This window comes from Microbacterium sp. EYE_78 (assembly GCF_023149035.1).
GTDB lineage: Bacteria > Actinomycetota > Actinomycetes > Actinomycetales > Microbacteriaceae > Microbacterium.
Map to the genome: position 1 here is coordinate 449,318 of NZ_JAHXMY010000001.1, position 17,254 is coordinate 466,571.

Sequence of the window (17,254 nt, forward strand, 5' to 3'; positions counted from 1 at the left end):
CTTTCGGACACTGCGGAGGGTGTGGGATTCGAACCCACGGGACATTGCTGCCCACCGGTTTTCAAGACCGGATCCTTCGGCCGCTCGGACAACCCTCCCGACCTCGCCCATCGGCGGCGGTCGAAGGCCGAGTCTAGCCGACCCCAGAACCACACCATTCTCGCGGCGACGCCTGTGGGACGCCTGAAAACCCGGGTCAGAGGGCCTTCAGCACCGCGGTCACGCCGCCCTCGGTGACGGATGCCGTCAGCTCCGACGCCTCGGACCTCACCTCGTCGGGGCCCTGGCCCATGGCGATCGCCCGGCCGCCGTTGGCCCGCGCCCACCGGAACATGCCGATGTCGTTGCGGCCGTCGCCGATGACGACCACCCGTGCCGCGTCGATCCCGAGCCAGTCGCGGACCAGCTCGAGCCCGGTGGCCTTGTCGACGCCCTGCGGGGCGATGTCGAGCCACGCCGACCAGCCGACCGCGTACGACACCTCGTTGAGGCCGATCCGCGAGACCAGGTCGACGAAGTCCTCGTCGGTGTCGTCCTCCGAGACCACGACGACGCGGGAGACGGGCTGGGCGGAGAGCTGCTCGAAGGGCACCCGGTCGGCGCGCGAGACGTTCCACTCGTCCATGTGGTCGGTATACAGCCGTCGCCCGTCGGGCAGCTCGACCATGTACCGGGCCGAGGGGAGGTGGTCGCGCAGCAGCTGCAGCACCTCGGTCGCGTCGAACTGCTCGGTGTGGAAGCGCTCGTAGGACGCACCGGCGTCGGCGGCGCCGACCCGCTTGAGGATCACGGCGCCGTTGGAGCAGACGACGTACTCGGGCGTGATGGCGAGGTGCTCGAGGATGTGGCGGGTGCCCTCCCACGAGCGCCCGGTCGCGAGCATCACCTCGTGCCCGAGTCGCTGCGCCTCGGCGACCGCGTCGACGACGCCGGGACTGTACGTTTCGTCCTCGAGGAGGATCGTGCCGTCGATGTCGAGCGCGATGAGCAGCCGCTCACGGGGGGCGGCTGCGGCATCCTCGACGATCTCCTCGACGACGTCCGCGGCCTCATCGGCCGAGACCGCCTCGATGCTGCCGGTGGCGGGGGCGCTCTCGGGCGTCACGCGACGGGCTCCGCGACCTCGAGGCCGCCCAGGTACGGGCGCAGCACCTCGGGGATCACGACGGAGCCGTCCTCGCGCTGGTGGGTCTCGAGGAGTGCGACGATCCAGCGGGTCGTCGCCAGCGTGCCGTTCAGGGTGGCGACGGGGGCCGTGCGGCCGCCCTCCGGCCGGTACCGGATGTCGAGCCGGCGGGCCTGGTACGTCGTGCAGTTCGACGTCGAGGTGAGCTCGCGGTACGCGCCCTGCGTGGGCACCCACGCCTCCACGTCGTACTTACGGGCGGCGGACGAGCCGAGGTCACCGGCCGCGACGTCGATGACGCGGTACGCGAGTCCCAGATCCTGCAGCATCCGCTCCTGCATCTCGACGAGGCGCAGGTGCTCGGCCTCGGCATCGGCCGGCGCCGTGTACACGAACATCTCGAGCTTGTTGAACTGATGCAGACGGATGATGCCGCGGGTGTCCTTGCCGTACGACCCCGCCTCGCGCCGGTAGCAGGTGGACCAGCCGGCGTAGCGCTTGGCTCCCGCCTCGAGGTCGAGGATCTCGTCCATGTGGTACCCGGCGAGTGGCACCTCGCTGGTGCCGACGAGGTACAGGTCGTCGTCGTCCAGGTGGTAGACCTCGTCGGCGTGCTGCCCGAGGAAGCCGGTGCCGCGCATGACCTCGGCCCGCACCAGGGTGGGCGGGATCATCGGGGTGAAGCCGGCGTCGAGGGCACGCGCCATGCCGAGGTTCATGAGGGCGAGCTCGAGGCGGGCGCCGATCCCGGTGAGGAAGCTGAACCGGGCACCCGAGACCTTCGCGCCGCGCTCCATGTCGATGGCGCCGAGCTTCTCGCCGAGGGCCAGGTGGTCACGGGGCTCGAAGTCGAACGTCGCAGGCTCGCCGTGCGTGCGCAGGGTGACGAAGTCGTCCTCTCCCCCGGCGGGAACGCCGTCGATGACGATGTTCTCGATGCGCGCGAGCGCGGCGGATGCCTCTTCTTCGGCGAGCGAGACGGCTTGCTGGGCCGTCTTGACGCGCTCGCTCAGCTCCTTCGCCTCGGCGACGAGCGCGGCCTTCTCGTCCTTCGGCGCCTGAGCGACGCGCTTGCCGTGCGCGTTCTGCGCAGCGCGGAGCTCTTCGAAGGCGGTGATCGCGCTCCGTCGCTCGCGGTCGGCGGCGAGGGCCTCGTCGACGGTGTCGGGCGACTCGCCGCGGGCTTCCTGCGAGCGCTTCACGAGGGCGGGGTCGTCACGGAGGAGGGCCAGATCGATCACTCGTCGAGTCTAGTCCGGGGCCTCCCCGGTGCCGCGGGTCCGGAACAGTGACGCCGCGCGGCCGCGGGCGCAAGGGGCGCGGCGCCCGCGCGGGCGCGCAATACGCTGGACCAATGGCGACCGACCCCCGCACGACGCACGACTCCGACGACGCGCAGGACCAGGCATCCGAGGATGCCATCCGCCAGCCGGAGGACGTCGCGCCCGACACGGCCGACGCCGAGAGCGGCGAGGCCCGCCGCGTCGATGAGAGCGGCTCGACGGAGCCGATGCCGGACGTCGAGGGACGGCCGAGCCCGAAGTCCGCGCTGATCTACAACCCGACGAAGGTCGACGGCGACGCCCTCCGCGAGCAGGTGGCGGCCGCGGCGAAGGATGCCGGCTGGTCGGAGCCCCTCTTCTACGAGACGACGGTCGACGACCTCGGCGACGACGTGACCCGTCAGGCCCTGTCGGAAGGTGTCGACGCGGTCCTGGTCGCCGGGGGCGACGGCACGGTCCGCGCCGTCAGCGAGGCGATGACGGGCAAGGACGTCCCGCTGACGATCGTGCCGAGCGGCACCGGCAACCTGCTCGCGCGCAACCTGCGCCTGCCCCTCGACGACCCGGCGGCGATGATCGCGGCGACCTTCGACGGCGACACGGTCGCGATCGATGTCGGCCTCGCGAGCCTGCGGCGTCCGACCGGCGAGACCGACGAGCACGCCTTCGTCGTGATGGGCGGCATGGGGCTGGATGCCGCCATGATCGCCAACACGAGCAGTGACCTGAAGAAGAAGGTCGGCTGGGTCGCCTACGTCGACGGTGCCGCGCGCAGCATCGCGCAGGCCAAGCCCTTCCCCGTCGTCTACCAGGTGCCGAAGCACCGCATGCACCGAGCCGACGTGCAGAGCGTGCTGTTCGCCAACTGCGGGTCGCTGCAGGCCGGCCTCGAACTCATCCCCGAGGCATCCATCACCGACGGAGAGCTCGACGTCGCCATCCTGCAGCCGCGCAGCGCCCTCGGCTGGCTGCTCGTCTGGCGCCGGCTGGCGTGGGACAACAGCGTGCTCCGCAAGTTCCGGGCGGGCCGCCGCATCCTGTCGCTGCGCACCGCCGACAACTCGGTGCGGTACTCGCGCGGCGCCGGCATCGACCTCGCGGCGCAGGAGGCACACCCCGTCCAGCTCGACGGCGACGAGTTCGGCGAGGCGACCCGCATCGCCGTGCGCGTGGTGGCCGGCGGGCTGACGCTCGCCATCCCCCGCGGCCACAGCATCTCGGGGGTCTGACCCCCGAGCGCCCCGGCGTCAAGGGGCGGCGCCCCGCGGCGACCGTCGTCAGGATGTCGACATGACGTCCCCCTCGATCGTCTGGTTCCGCGACGATCTCCGCCTCGCCGACAACCCCGCGCTGCGGGCCGCCCTCGACCGCGGCGAGCCCGTCATCGGGCTGTACGTGCTCGACGAGGAGTCGCCCGGCATCCGACCCCTCGGCGGCGCGGCGAAGTGGTGGCTGCACCACTCGCTCGCCTCGCTCGCGGATCGCCTCGAGGAGCGCGGGAGCCGCCTCGTCCTGCGCCGCGGGAAGGCCGCGTCGGTCGTCCGCGAGGCGGTGACGGATGCCGGTGCCGGCGCAGTCTTCTGGAACCGCCGGTACGGCGGGCCCGAGCGCGACATCGACACCGAGCTCAAGGAGGGGCTGAGCGACGGCGGCGTCGAGGTCGCGTCGTTCGCGGCATCCCTGTTGTTCGAGCCGTGGACGGTGAAGACCGGCTCCGGATCGCACTTCTCGGTCTACAGCCCCTTCTGGCGGGCCTGCCTCGCGCTCCCCTCGCCGCGTGCTCCACTGCCGGAGCCGCGCGAGATCGCGGGTCCGGGCCGGGCCCCGGCCTCGGATCGCCTCGAGGACTGGGAGCTGCTCCCGACGGCGCCCGACTGGGCGGGCGGCCTGCGCGAGACGTGGGAGCCCGGCGAGCCCGCCGCCAAACGCCGCCTGCGCGAGTTCCTCGACGAGGACCTCGGTCACTACGACCGGGCCCGCAACCACCCGGCTGCGGGCGCCACCTCGCAGCTGTCACCCCGTCTGCGGTGGGGGGAGCTGAGCCCGCACATCGTCTGGCACGCAGCGGTCGACACCCCCGGCGCATCGGGCTTTCTGTCCGAGATCGGATGGCGCGAGTTCGCGTGGCACACGCTGTACCACTTCCCCGACCTCGCGACGAAGAACCTCCGTCCGGAGTTCGACGCGTTCCCCTGGCCGCGCCTGCGGCCGGCGGCGCTCGAGGCGTGGCAGCAGGGCCGGACGGGGTTCGCCATCGTCGACGCCGGGATGCGGGAGCTCTGGGAGACCGGCTACATGCACAACCGGGTGCGGATGGTCACGGCATCCTTCCTCATCAAGAACCTGCTCATCGACTGGCGGCGGGGCGAGGAGTGGTTCTGGGACTGCCTCGTCGACGCCGACGGGGCGAGCAACACGTTCAACTGGCAGTGGGTCGCCGGGTCGGGCGCCGACGCGGCGCCGTACTTCCGCGTCTTCAACCCCGAGCTGCAGGCCGACAAGTTCGACAAGGGCCGCGAGTACATCGGGCGCTGGGCGCCGGAGTACCGGGATGCCGACGGTCAGCCGCCGACGCCGATGGTCGACCTCAAGGCGACACGCCAGGACGCCCTCGCCGCGTACGAGAAGGTCAAGCAGGCCTCACGCCGCTGACCGCGCGAACGACCGCGCCGCGGGACGGAGCCCGAGGGCCCGCCCCGCGGCGCGGGTGGCGGTGTCAGCGAGTGGTCACTCGGCGACGGGGATCGACTGCGCCTCGAGTGCGGAGACCGTCTTGGTCTGCGCGGCCTCGAGCGCCTCGGTGAGGGTCCCCTGGCCGGTGGCGGCCTTCTGGAAGCCGTCCGAGACGTCGGCGTAGGTCTGCGTCATGGTCGGGCCCCACACGAAGTCGGGGTTGACCTGGGACGCCGCCTCGGCGAACACGTCGTAGATCTTCTGGCCGCCGTAGAACTCCACACCCTCCTGCAGCGAGGGCAGCGTCAGGCCCTCGGTGGTGGCGGGGTAGATGTTCGCCGACTCGTTCAGCGCGGTGAGCGCCTCGTCGGACGTGTTCAGCCACAGGGCGAACTTCGCCGCCTCGTACGGGTGCTCGCTGCCCTTGAAGACGGCGATCGACGATCCGCCCCAGTTGCCGGCGGCCTGCTCGCCCGCGGACCACTGCGGCGACGGCGCGACCGACCACTTGCCGGCGGTGTCGGGAGCACCGGACGAGATGGAGTTCGCACCCCACACGGCCGAGTTCCAGGTCCAGACCTCGCCCGAGTTGTAGGCGTTGTTCCACTCCTCGGTCCAGGCCGGGTAGGTGGAGACGAGGTCCTCGTCGATGAGCTCCTGCCAGTAGTCGGCGACCGTCTTGGACTCGTCGCCGGCCAGGTTCACCGTCCAGGCCTCACCGTCGTTGGAGAACCAGTCGCCACCGGTCTGCCAGACGAACCCGGCGAACTGGTTGATGTCGGCGGTGGAGAAGTTGGTGATGTACCCGCCGGCGTCGCGCACCTGCTGAGCGGCCTCCTTGTACTCCTCCCACGTGGTGGGGACGTCGATGCCGTTCTGCTCGAACAGGTCGGAGCGGTAGAACAGCGCCATGGGGCCCGAGTCCTGCGGGATGCCGTAGACACCCTCGGAGCCGAGCGTGACCTGCCCCCACGTCCACGGGATGAACTGGTCCTCGGCGGCGACGACCTCCTCGCACGCCGACAGGTCCTCGAGACCGTCCTGCACGCGGAAGCTCGACAGCGCGTCGTATTCGATCTGGCCGAGGTCGGGGGCGTTGCCGGCCTCGAGCTGGCTGAAGAAGCTGGAGTAGGTGCCCGAGTTGCCGTTGGGGCCGGTCTGCACCTGTACCTGGATGTCGGGGTTCTCCTCGTTCCACATCGCGACGACGTCCTCGATGCCGGGGATCCACGAGGTGAAGTCGAGCGTGACGTCGCCGTCCGAGGGCGCGCAGGCGGCCGGGTCGGCGGCGCCGCCCTCGGAGCCTCCGTTGCCGCTGCCGCCGGCGCACCCGGCGAGGGTGAACGCGGTCAGCAGAGCGACGCCGGTGACGACTGCCTTCTTGGTGTGCTGCATGGGATTTCCAATCTGATCGTTGATCGGGGTGTGACAGGTACGGGTGGTGCGGATGACGGGTGTTGCAGGGGATGCCGCGGGGTGCGCCCGCGGCGGGAACTCACTTCACGGACCCGGTGCCGAGTCCGCCTCGCCAGAAGCGCTGAAGCAAGAGGAAGGCGACGATGAGCGGCACGATCGACAGGAACGCGCCGACCAGGACGTAGGTGCGCAGCTCGGGGATCTGGTTGAGCTGCGTGTTCCACGTGTAGAGGCCGTAGGTGACCGGGAACAGCTCCTGGCTGCGCAGCATGATCAGCGGCAGGAAGAAGTTGTTCCAGATGGAGACGAACTGGAAGAGGAACACCGTCACGAGCGCCGGCGCCATGAGCCGCGACGACACCGTGAAGAAGGTGCGGACCTCACCCGAACCGTCGAGTCGCGCCGCTTCGATGAGCTCGTCCGGCACCGACGACGATGCGTAGATGCGGGCGAGGTACACACCGAAGGGGCTGACGATGCTCGGGAGGAGCACCGCCCAGAAGGTGTTCGTGAGGTTCACCTGGCTGAACAGGAGGAACAGCGGCAGGGCGAGCGCGGTCGCCGGCACGAGGACGCCGCCGAGGACGATGTTGAAGAAGGCCTCGCGACCCCGGAAGTTGTACTTGCCCAGCGCGTATCCGGCCATACCGGCGAACAGCGTGGCCAGCAGGGCGCCGAGTCCGGCGTACCCGAGGCTGTTCAGCAGCCAGCGGAAGTAGATGCCGTCGTTGTAGGAGACAAGATCGCCGATGTTGGCGAACAGGTTCCAGTCGGCGAACCACAGGGCGTTGGTGGTCAGCAGCTGGCCGCGGTCCTTCGTGGAGGCGATGAACAGCCACCAGATCGGCACGAGGAAGTAGAGCGTGAAGACGCCCATGATGAGCAGGGCCGCGGTGCGGGAGAGGATGCTCTCGCGCGGTCCCCGGGTCTTCGGCAGGTCGGTCGCCAGGGCGCCGTTCGTACGGGTGAGGAGGCTCATTGCTCGGCCTTCCGCTGGGTGAGCTTCAAGAACGCGAACGACAGGACGCAGGTGGCGAGGGCCAGCACCACCGAGAAGGCCGCAGCGAGGTACGGGTTGGGGACGGCGCTCGTCGCGTAGATCGTCATGTTCGGCGTGTAGGTCGACGAGACGGCCGAGCTGAAGGATCGGAACACCTGCGGCTCGGCGAGCAGCTGCAGCGTGCCGATGATCGAGAACACCGCGGTGAGGATGATCGCCGGGGCGACCATCGGGATCTTGATCGACCAAGCGATGCGGAACTGGCCCGCGCCGTCGAGGCGGGCGGCCTCGTAGATCTCCGAGGGGATCGCCAGCAGCGCCGAGTAGATGATCAGCATGTTGTAGCCGACGAACACCCAGGTCACGACGTTCGCGATCGACCAGAGCACCATCTCCGGCGAGAGAAAGTCGACCGCGCGGGTGACGTCGGTGAACGGCGACAGGTTCGGCGAGTAGAGGAACCCCCACATGATCGCCGCGATGACACCGGGGACGGCGTAGGGCGCGAAGAACGCGAGGCGGAAGAAGCGCTTGCCCTTCAGCGCCGGGGAGTCCAGCAGCAGAGCGAACAGCAGCGCGAGACCCAGCATGATCGGCACCTGCACGACGCCGAAGAGCAGCACACGGCCGACCGACTCCCAGAACGGCGCGTCCTGGAACACCTGGATGTACTGCGTCAGCCCGCCGAAGACCTGCGTCGGCTCGCCGTAGAGACCGTCGCGCTGGACGACGAGCAGCGACTGCCAGACCGCGTACCCGATGGGCAGCAGGTAGAACAGCAGGAAGAGGATGCCGAACGGTCCGGTGAAGACCGCGATCGCCCCCTTGTGCGGGGTCTTGGCCCGCGGGATCCGCTTCGCGCGCGCAGGCTTGCCCGACGAGCGCGTCACGAGCACTTCCGTGGCGGTCATGCGGCCGCCTCCTCTCTGATGATGCGCACCGCACCCGCGGGAACGGTGGCGCGACCGGCGACGGGCGTGCCGGTGACGAGGTCCGTGCCGCTCGCGGCGACGTGGACATCGGTCTCGCCGTGGTTGATCACGAAGAGATACGAGGCGTCGGCACCGCGGCGGCGGACGACCTCCAGGTCTCCGGCGCCTCCGTCGACCTCGGCCGCCGGCGCCACGCCCGCCTCATCGGCGAGTCGGGCGATGAGGTCACGGTAGGCCGCGCGGCTGGGAACCGTCGCAAGGTAGCGAGCCGTCCCCTCCCCCCACGCGTTGCGGGTGAGCGCCGGCATCCCCTCGGCGGGACCGTCGGTGAAGGATGCCTCGACCTCGGCCGTCGTCGCGCGGGACCGCTCGGACCACAGTGTCGCGGTCGTCCCGTCGGAGAGCGAAAGGATCGCGTCGGGCGCGACGGGGGCGAACTCCTCGATGTGCAGCCCCAGGGCCTCTCGCAGGGGGCCGGAGTATCCACCGGTGTAGACGCGGTCGTTCTCGTCGACGATCGCCGTCGAGAACGTGACGAGCGCACTGCCCCCAGCGGCGATCCAGTCCGTGAGGACGACGGCGTCGGACTCGCGCATCAGGTGCAGGCCGGGAACGACGACGAACCGGTAGCCGGAGAGGTCGGCGCCGGGCGCCACGACATCGGCCGTGAGGCCGTTCGCGTGGATGGCGCCGTATGCGGCGTGCACCTGGTCGAGGTAGCCGAAGGCCTGGCTGGGGCGGGTCTCGCTCTGCGTCGCCCACCACGATTCCCAGGAGAAGAGGAGGGCGACGTCGGTCTCGACGCGCGAGCCGGCGACCTCGCCGATACGGTCGACGATGCCGCCGAGGTCGACGACCTCGCGCCACACCGCGGAGTCCGTGCCGGCGTGCGGGAGCATCGCCGAGTGGAACTTCTCGCTCCCCTGCACGGACGCGCGCCACTGGAAGAAACAGACGCCGTCGGCGCCGCGGGCGACGTGGGTCAGCGAGTTGCGGATCATCTCGCCGGCGGCCTTCGCCTTGTTCAAGGGCTGCCAGTTGACCGCACCGGTGGAGTGCTCCATGAGGATCCACGGCGCACCCCCGCCGAGGCCCCGGGAGAGGTCGGCTGCGAAGGCGAGCTCGGACCGCGGGTCGCCGAGTCGGTGGTCGAGGTAGTGATCGTTGGCGATGACGTCCATGTCGCCCGCCCACGACCAGTAGTCGAGGTTCTCGATGTGCGCCGTGACCATGAAGTTCGTCGTCACCGGGATCTCGCTGTGGCGACGGATCGCCTCGGCTTCGGCGCGGTAGTGCGCCAGGAGCGCGTCGCTGCTGAAGCGGTGGAAGTCGAGGAGCTGCCCCGGATTGCGGCTCGAGAGCGTCGCGCGCGGGGTGAGGATCTCGTCCCACTCGTAGTAGGTCTGGCTCCAGAACGCCGTGCCCCACGCCCGGTTGACCTCTGCGACGCTGCCGTAGCGGGCGCGCAGCCACTCGCGGAAGGCGCCGGCGCTCTCATCGCAGTGGCACAGTGCGTTGTGGCATCCCAATTCGTTCGAGACGTGCCACAGCGCGACCGCGGGGTGCGAGCCGTAGCGCGCTGCGACGGCGTCGACGAGCCGGACGGCGGCTGCCCGGTAGCGCGGCGAGCTCGGGCACCACGCCTGCCGCCCGCCCGGGTAGCGGCGGGTGCCGTCCTCGACGACGGGCAGGATCTCGGGGTGCGCCGTGGTCAGCCAGGCCGGGGTCGACGCGGTGCCGGTGCCGAGGTTGATCCGGATGTCGGCGGTGTGCAGCCGGCCGATGATGTCGTCGAGACGGGCGAAGTCGTACTCGCCCGCGCGCGGCTCGATGTGCGCCCATCCGAAGATGTTGATCGCGACCAGGTCGACGCCGGCCTCGCGCATGAGCGCGATGTCCTCGTCCCACACGTCAGGCGTCCACTGTTCGGGGTTGTAGTCGCAACCGAACGCGATGCCGTCGTGCTCGAAGGGGCGGGCGGGGGCCGACATGTTCTCCTCTGGATCCTGTGAACGTGCACAGGTCCGAGCGGTGTTCCTCCGCGTTGAGGCTCTGTGAACGTGTACAGAGTAGACATGCCCTCGCACCGGTGTCAACACGACCCGCTTCTGCCCAGGTGAGCCGGGCGATCGCGGTCCGCCGCCACCGCAGCGCCGCGATCGGCGGTGCGACGCCGCATGTGTGCGTGCACATACGATGACTGCGTGAGCACTGGTCGCGTGGAGACGAACGGGCGCCGACGCCGCGCCACCGTGAAGGACGTCGCGACCGAGGCGGGGGGTGTCCCGCGGCACGGTGAGCCGGGTGCTCAACGGACAGCCCTATGTCTCCGACGACGCACGCGTGGCGATCGAAGCGGCCATCCAGAAGGTGGGGTTCGTCCCTAACCGCGCCGCGCGCAGCCTCGTGATGCAGAGCTCGCAGGCCATCGGCCTGATCGTCCACGAGCCGCATTCCCTGTTCGTGGAGGACCCGAACATCGGCTCGATCCTGCTCGGCGCGAACGCCGCCCTCTCCGAGGCCGACTACCAGTTGTCGTTCATGATCGCCGACACCACCCGCGACATCGAGCGCCTCGCGCGCTACCTCAGCGGCGGGCTCATCGACGGGGTGATCATCGTCTCGGCCCGTGTCGGAGACCCGATCACGCGCGCCGTCGCCGAGCTGGGGCTGCCCGCCGCGTTCGTCGGCCACCCCCGCGACATCGGGGATGCGGCGTACGTCGCCATCGACAACCGCGGTGCGGCGCGGGAGATCACCACGCGCCTCGCGGCCACGGGCCGCCGCCGCATCGGCATGATCGCGTCCGCGCTCGACCGCGACTCCGGCTCGGACCGACTTGCGGGCTTCGTCGACGCGCTCGGCTCGCGGTTCGACCCCAGCCTGATCGAGTCCGTGCCGCTGTACTCCTATTCGGACGGACAGGCGGGGATGCGTGCCCTCCTCGAGCGCGCACCGGACATCGACGGCGTCTTCGCCTCGAGCGACGCAGTCGCCGCCGGCGCCATGGACGTGCTGCAGGCTGCGGGTCGCAGCGTCCCGGGCGATGTCGGGGTGGTGGGCTTCGACGACAGCTCATGGGCGCTTCGCTGCGATCCCCCATTGTCGACCGTCCACCAGCCCGCCGGCGAACTGGGTCGCGCCGCGGCCGAGTCGGTGCTCCGCCAGCTGCGCGGCGAGGACCCCGAGACCGGCGGGACGGTGCTCGCCTGCCCCGTGGTCTGGCGCGACTCCGCCTGATCCGACGGCACGCGACGTGGCGCGCGTGCACGTTTGCGCACGACGCCGGTCGACCATTGACACCCCTGACGCTCGGTGTCACCCTTGTGCACGTTCACAGCGAGCCTTGGTTCGCTCCGTGAACGTGCACAGCGGGCATCGTCGCCCGTCTCCGACAAGGAAGTAGGAACCGTGACCTCCCACGTCCCAAGGCGGCGCCTCACCGCCGTCGCGACCGCGATCGCAGTCGTCGCCGCATCCCTCGCCATCGTCCCTGCAGCGACAGCCGCACCCGCCGCGACGTCCACGGCCGCCGCGACCGCGACGTCCGTCTCCCTCGACCTCGAGGGCACCTGGAAGTTCACGACGGGCGATGACCCGTCCTACGCCTCCCCCGCGTTCGACGACTCGGCGTGGCAGGACATCGCGGTCCCCGGCGACGGCACCCCGTTCGCCGACTACGACGGGTTCGGGTGGTACCGCCTCGACTTCACCCTCCCGGCCGAAGCGGAGGGCACGAATCTCGTCGCCTCCCTCGGCTTCCTCGACGACGTCGACGAGGCGTTCCTGAACGGCACGCGCATCGGCGGATCGGGCACCATGCCGCCCGCTGCCAGCAGCCAGTGGTTCGAGCAGCGCCTGTACCCGGTCCCCGCGGACGCGCCGAACTTCGGCGGCGAGAACACCCTCGCCGTCCGGCTCTACGACATGAACGGCGGGGGCGGCTGGTACGAGGGCCCCGTCGGCATCTTCTCGAAGGACGCGGTCCGCGCGAACGTCCACGGCATCACCGGTGAGCGCGCGTCGGCGTCGCAGGCCGCGGCTGTGGCGAAGGTCCTGGACCGCCAGCGCGCCGCCCTCGCCGCCGGCGACGCCGCCGCCTACCTCGCGACGCTCGACAAGACCTACTTCCATGACGGCCGCGCGAAGGAGCGCCGTGCCCGCGAGGTGCGGGGGTGGCTCGCGGAATCGGGCACGCTGACGCTCACCGACAGTGAGGTCGAAGTGGTCCGCGGCGACGACGGCCGGCTCATCGTCGACACGAACCGCACGATCACCGGGACCAAGGACGGCGCCCCGTTCACGTTCCAGCCCGCGGCGCAGGAGTTCCTCCGCATCGACGCGAAGACCCTTCGCGAGACGGGCAACCGCTCGCGCTTCTTCCGCGAGACCGTCGACTCCGAGCTCGAGGGCCAGCCGCGCGAGTTCGTGACCTACCTGCCGCCGTCCTACCTCGACCAGCCCGATCGCGAGTATCCCGTCGTCTACCTCCTGCACGGCATCAACGGCGGAAGCCGGGAGTGGGAGCCGCGTGACATCGACGACGTCCTCGACGGGCTCTGGAGGAAGGGCCTCGCCGAGTCGATCGTGATCATGCCCGACGGCGAGTCGCTCTGGTACTCCGATCAGCCGAACGGCGGCACCCCGTGGCGCAGCATGTTCCTGACCGAGATGGTCCCGCTCGTCGACAAGGAGTACCGCACCCTGCCCTCTCGCGACTTCCGCGCTCTGTCGGGCGTCTCGATGGGCGGATTCGGCGCCTGGTCGCTCGGCCTGTCGAACCCCGGCATGTTCTCCTCGATCGCGTCGCACATCGGGTCGCTCAGCTACTCCGGCTCGTCGCTGCCCACGCCGCTGAAGCAGGCGGGGGACATGACGGCCGCGCAGCTGAAGAAGTTCGACCTCTACTTCGACGCGTGCGAGTTCGACGAGTACCGCTTCGACGACGCGGCACGGTCGATGCACACCCTGCTCGACGGCAAGGGCGTGCCGCACACCTGGGAGGTCTACCCCGAGGGACGCCACAACGACGACTGCTGGATGCCGCACCTGAAGGACTCCTTCGGCATGCACTCCGCGCACTTCCGCGAGGCCGGTCTGGTCGAGGACGTCGTCGCGCCGGTGATCACCGCACCGAAGGCGACGACCGTCCGCTTCGGCGCGACCTTCGATGCTCTCGCCGGCGTGACGGCGACCGACGCCGTCGACGGCGATCTGACCGCCGGCATCACCGTGCAGGGTGCGGTGAACACCCGGAAGCCCGGGGCGTACCGGCTCGTCTACTCGGTGACGGATGCCGCCGGCAACACCGCCACCGCGACGCGCACCGTCACGGTGGTGAAGGGCAAGCTGAGCGCCGCCACGCCGAAGGTGACCGGGGCGGCGAAGGTCGGCAAGAAGCTGTCGGCGAAGCCCGGCTCGTGGACGAAGGGCACCCGGTTCGCTTACCAGTGGCTGAACGACGGCAAGGCGATCCGGGGTGCCACCACGAGCACCTACGTCGTCTCGCGCGCGGACCGCGGCGACACGCTGTCGGTCCGGGTCACCGGCTCGCTGAGCGGGTACGAGACCGAGACCCGCACCTCGAAAGCGGTCCTCGTGAAGAAGTGAGCCCGTCGGAGCGGTGACTCCCCCCGCACCGCACCGACGCGCGACGCGGAATGCGTCGCCCCCGGCCGGGGTTGCAGTGAAGCGATATGAGCACTGCGACCCCGGCCCTCTCCGTTCTCGACCTCGTCCCCGTCCGCACCGGCCAAACCAGCAGCCAGGCGATCGCCGCCTCGCTCGCGGTGGCGCAGCGCGCCGATGAGCTCGGCTACCGGCGCTACTGGTTCGCCGAGCACCACAACATGCCGGCCGTCGCGTCGACGACCCCGCCCGTGCTCATCGCGGCGACGGCGGCGCGGACCAGCCGCATCCGAGTCGGCTCCGGCGGCGTCATGCTGCCGAACCACTCCCCGCTGGTCGTCGCCGAACAGTTCGCGGCCCTCGAGGCCCTCGCGCCGGGCCGCGTCGACCTCGGCATCGGCCGCGCGCCGGGCTCGGATCCCGTCATCACCCAGTTGCTGCGGCAGTCCGGGACGACCAGTGACGTCGAACGGTTCCCGAACCACATCACCGACATCCGCTCGCTGGTCTCGCGCGACGGTGCCACCGTCCGGTTCACCTCGGGCGGCACGTACGACGTGCACGCGACGCCTGCGCCGACGACCACCCCCGAGGTCTGGCTGCTCGGATCCAGCGACTATTCGGCGCAGCTGGCCGCCGGCATGGGCCTGCCGTACGTCTTCGCCAACCACTTCTCGGGCGAGGGTCTCGAGCGGGCCCTGGATCTCTACCGCGGGCAGTTCACGCCGTCCGAGACGCTCGCCGAGCCCCGCACCTTCCTCACCGCCAACGCCGTCGTCGCCGAGACCGACGAGCAGGCCCGTGCGGCGGCGCTGCCGCAGGCGCGCATGATGGCCCGGCTGCGGAGCAACCGGCCGCTCGTCGCCCTGGAGACCGTCGAGCAGGCCGCGGCCGCCGAGGCCGCCGACGGCCTGGCCGGCCCGATCCTCGACGCGATGCTGTCGCGCTGGTTCGTCGGCACGGGCGATGAGACCCGCTCGCGCATCGCCGAGTTCGCCGCCCGTCACGGCGTCGACGAGGTCATGGTCTCGCCAGTCGCGGCCGCGAGCGACGACGAGCAGATGGATGCGGCAACCGCCCGCATCCGCACCCTCGAACTCCTGGTCGCCTGACACCGAGGCGTCGCGCGCGTCGTGGCCGGTGTGCGGCGGTGACTCCGGAGAGCCGCCGCGACGTTCGGCGCCGAGGCGCACATGGCACGGATCCGTCCGGAGAACTGGTCCGTGTGAGCGCCGGACTCAGGCCTCGGGTTCGCCGGACACGAGGCCGCGCAGCCAGTCGCGCGCCTCGACGAAGATGTCGTCCGAGTACCGGTCCGGGTACCGGACGATCGCGCGGTCCGCGCGCGGGTACGAGCCCAGGTACAGCACGCGCGGTGAGAAGCGGCGCAGTCCCAGCAGGGCGTCGGCCATCCGCTCGTCCTCGATGTGCCCGTCCGCGTCGATGACGAACCGGTACCGGCCGAGCGCGTCGCCGATCGGCCGCGAGGCCAGGAGCGACAGGTTGATCCCGCGGGTGGCGAACTGCTCGAGCAGCTCCAGCAGCGCGCCCGGGTGGTCCTCGGGCAGCTCGACGATGAGCGAGGTCTTGTCGGCACCGGTCGGCGCGGGCGGCGGGGCGGTCCGGCTCACCAGGACGAACCGGGTCACGGCGTTCGGGTTGTCGCCGATCTTCTTGGCGAGCGGTTCGAGGTCGTAGAGGCCGAGGATGCCCGGCGGGGCGATCGCGGCATCCGCGTCACTGGTCCCCTCGACGATCGAGACCGCCGCCGCGACGTTGCTCGCGGCGGGCAGGTGGGCGTGCTCGGGCAGGGTCGCCGTCAGCCAGCTGAGGCATTGCGCGTACGCCACCGGGTGCGCCGCAATGAGCGACACGTCCTCCAGTCGGATGCCGGGCTTCGCGACCAGGACGAAGTCGACCGGCACCAGGTACTCGCCGACGATCCGCAGACCCGGCACCGTCGCCAGGGCGTCCTGGGTCGTCGACACACCGCCGTCGACGGAGTTCTCGATCGCGATCATCGCGGCATCCGATCGCCCGTCGACGACGTCGGCGAGCGCCTCGCCGACGTTGCGGACGGGTCGCCAGATCTGGTCGCGAGCCTCGGGAACCTGCGCGAGCGCGGCCTCGGTGAAGGTTCCGGCGGGTCCGAGGAAGCTGTACGTGCGACGGCTGGGGGCTGCCGTGGGCTCGAAAGTCACCCGGTCAGCCTAGTGGCGGCCTCTCTGCGCGCCGCCGCGAGCGCCTCGCCGCGATGCGCTGCGGCGGGACGGGCGCGGGGACGGATGCCGGCGACCAGCACACCCGCCACGAGCACCGCGCCGCCGAGCACCTCGCCGAGGCTCGGGGTCTGGCCGAGCAGGAGCGCGGCCGACGCCATCGCCACGACGGGGGCGAGCAGCACCCAGGGCACGACCGCGGCGGACGGGTTGCGGCCGAGGAGTCCGTTGAAGACGGCGTAGCCGAAAAGCGTGCAGAGCCCCGCCGTGTACAGGGTCGACAGGCCCGCCTGCCAGCTGAGGGCCGCGAGTCCCGCGGCGATCGCGTCGGGACCCTCGAACGCGGCCGACAGCGCGAGCGCCGGCACAGGGACGACGAGTGCCGACCAGACCGTCAGCGACAGGGTGCCGCCGCGGCCCCGCCCAGTCACGACACCCGCCCGCCGTGAGATGACGTTGCCGATCGCCCACGACAGCGCCGCGGCGAGCGCGAGGCACACGGCGAAGGCCGGTGCGTCGCCGCCGCGGCCGACGGCGACGACCGCGAGCCCCGCGACGCCCAGCGCGACGCCGATGGTCTGCGGCGCCGACGGTCGCTCGCGCAGCGCGGCTGCCGCCAGCACGATCGTGAAGACGGCCTGCGCCTGCAGCAGCAGCGCGGCGAGGCCCGGGCTCAGCCCGAGCGACATCGAGGTGTACAGCAGCCCGAACTGTCCGAGGCTCATGAACAGGCCGACGCCGACGACCACGCGCCAGCCCGTCTGCGGCCGGGGCACGACGACGACGGCGAGCGCGACGACGGCGAAGCGGATCGCGACGAACAGCAGGGGCGGGATACCGCGCATCCCCCAGTCGATGACGACGAAGTTGAACCCCCACAGCGAAGCGACGAGGGCGGCGAGGAGCTTGTCACGGCGAGGCACGTCTCTAGTGCACCGCGCGGCATCCATGAAGCACAAGCGATCATATCTATGCGT

General features: G+C 70.8%; 13 protein-coding genes and 1 tRNA gene. 5 read left to right on the forward strand and 9 right to left on the reverse strand.

All coding sequences use genetic code 11. The features are described 5' to 3' along the window. Positions 1–13: 13 nt before the first annotated feature. The 3 genes from KZX17_RS02200 to serS form a co-directional block, all read right to left on the reverse strand. A tRNA-Ser gene (locus KZX17_RS02200) sits at positions 14–98 on the reverse strand. A 98-nt stretch (positions 99–196) separates the two neighbouring features. After that, positions 197–1,105 (reverse strand): HAD-IIB family hydrolase, encoded by a 909-nt coding sequence (locus tag KZX17_RS02205; protein ID WP_248171003.1) that lies wholly within the window; start codon positions 1,103–1,105, stop codon positions 197–199. Then, a complete protein-coding gene (gene serS, locus KZX17_RS02210) occupies positions 1,102–2,367 on the reverse strand; it encodes a serine--tRNA ligase (RefSeq protein ID WP_248171001.1) in 1,266 nt (421 codons plus the stop codon). The genes KZX17_RS02205 and serS overlap by 4 nt, the downstream gene beginning before the upstream one ends. A gap of 113 nt (positions 2,368–2,480) precedes the next feature. Here serS and KZX17_RS02215 point away from each other — a divergent pair, with 113 nt between their 5' ends. Continuing rightward, entirely contained in the window at positions 2,481–3,638 is a 1,158-nt protein-coding gene (locus KZX17_RS02215; protein ID WP_248171000.1) for a diacylglycerol kinase family protein, read from the forward strand. A 61-nt stretch (positions 3,639–3,699) separates the two neighbouring features. Beyond that, a complete protein-coding gene (locus tag KZX17_RS02220; protein ID WP_248170998.1) occupies positions 3,700–5,061 on the forward strand; it encodes a deoxyribodipyrimidine photo-lyase in 1,362 nt (453 codons plus the stop codon). 75 nt (positions 5,062–5,136) lie between these two features. Here the strand turns inward: KZX17_RS02220 and KZX17_RS02225 are convergent, their stop codons facing one another. From KZX17_RS02225 to KZX17_RS02240, 4 genes are all read right to left on the reverse strand, one after another. After that, positions 5,137–6,477, reverse strand: coding sequence for an ABC transporter substrate-binding protein (locus KZX17_RS02225; protein ID WP_248170996.1), 1,341 nt, complete (start codon positions 6,475–6,477; stop codon positions 5,137–5,139). A gap of 100 nt (positions 6,478–6,577) precedes the next feature. Further along, on the reverse strand, positions 6,578–7,477 hold the full coding sequence (locus KZX17_RS02230; protein WP_248170994.1) for a carbohydrate ABC transporter permease: 900 nt from the start codon (positions 7,475–7,477) through the stop codon (positions 6,578–6,580). Continuing rightward, positions 7,474–8,409: a carbohydrate ABC transporter permease gene (locus KZX17_RS02235; RefSeq protein ID WP_248170993.1), complete on the reverse strand. Its 936-nt coding sequence runs from the start codon at positions 8,407–8,409 to the stop codon at positions 7,474–7,476. The genes KZX17_RS02230 and KZX17_RS02235 overlap by 4 nt, the downstream gene beginning before the upstream one ends. After that, positions 8,406–10,421, reverse strand: a complete 2,016-nt coding sequence (locus KZX17_RS02240; RefSeq protein WP_248170992.1) for a beta-galactosidase — start codon at positions 10,419–10,421, stop codon at positions 8,406–8,408. Before KZX17_RS02240 ends, KZX17_RS02235 begins: the two co-directional genes overlap by 4 nt. Positions 10,422–10,710: 289 nt before the next feature. On the opposite strand from KZX17_RS02240, the gene KZX17_RS02245 reads away from it, so the two are divergent. The 3 genes from KZX17_RS02245 to KZX17_RS02255 all read left to right on the forward strand — a co-directional run bounded on the left by KZX17_RS02245 (position 10,711) and on the right by KZX17_RS02255 (position 15,170). Then, entirely contained in the window at positions 10,711–11,670 is a 960-nt protein-coding gene (locus tag KZX17_RS02245; RefSeq protein ID WP_248191804.1) for a LacI family DNA-binding transcriptional regulator, read from the forward strand. 171 nt (positions 11,671–11,841) lie between these two features. After that, positions 11,842–14,040 (forward strand): alpha/beta hydrolase-fold protein, encoded by a 2,199-nt coding sequence (locus KZX17_RS02250; protein WP_248170990.1) that lies wholly within the window; start codon positions 11,842–11,844, stop codon positions 14,038–14,040. An 86-nt stretch (positions 14,041–14,126) separates the two neighbouring features. Next, positions 14,127–15,170 (forward strand): LLM class flavin-dependent oxidoreductase, encoded by a 1,044-nt coding sequence (locus KZX17_RS02255; RefSeq protein ID WP_248170987.1) that lies wholly within the window; start codon positions 14,127–14,129, stop codon positions 15,168–15,170. A gap of 126 nt (positions 15,171–15,296) precedes the next feature. Here the strand turns inward: KZX17_RS02255 and pheA are convergent, their stop codons facing one another. Both pheA and KZX17_RS02265 read right to left on the reverse strand, forming a co-directional pair. Further along, positions 15,297–16,259 (reverse strand): prephenate dehydratase, encoded by a 963-nt coding sequence (gene pheA, locus KZX17_RS02260; protein WP_248170986.1) that lies wholly within the window; start codon positions 16,257–16,259, stop codon positions 15,297–15,299. Continuing rightward, entirely contained in the window at positions 16,256–17,200 is a 945-nt protein-coding gene (locus KZX17_RS02265) for an EamA family transporter (RefSeq protein WP_248170981.1), read from the reverse strand. Before KZX17_RS02265 ends, pheA begins: the two co-directional genes overlap by 4 nt. Positions 17,201–17,254 lie beyond the last annotated feature (54 nt).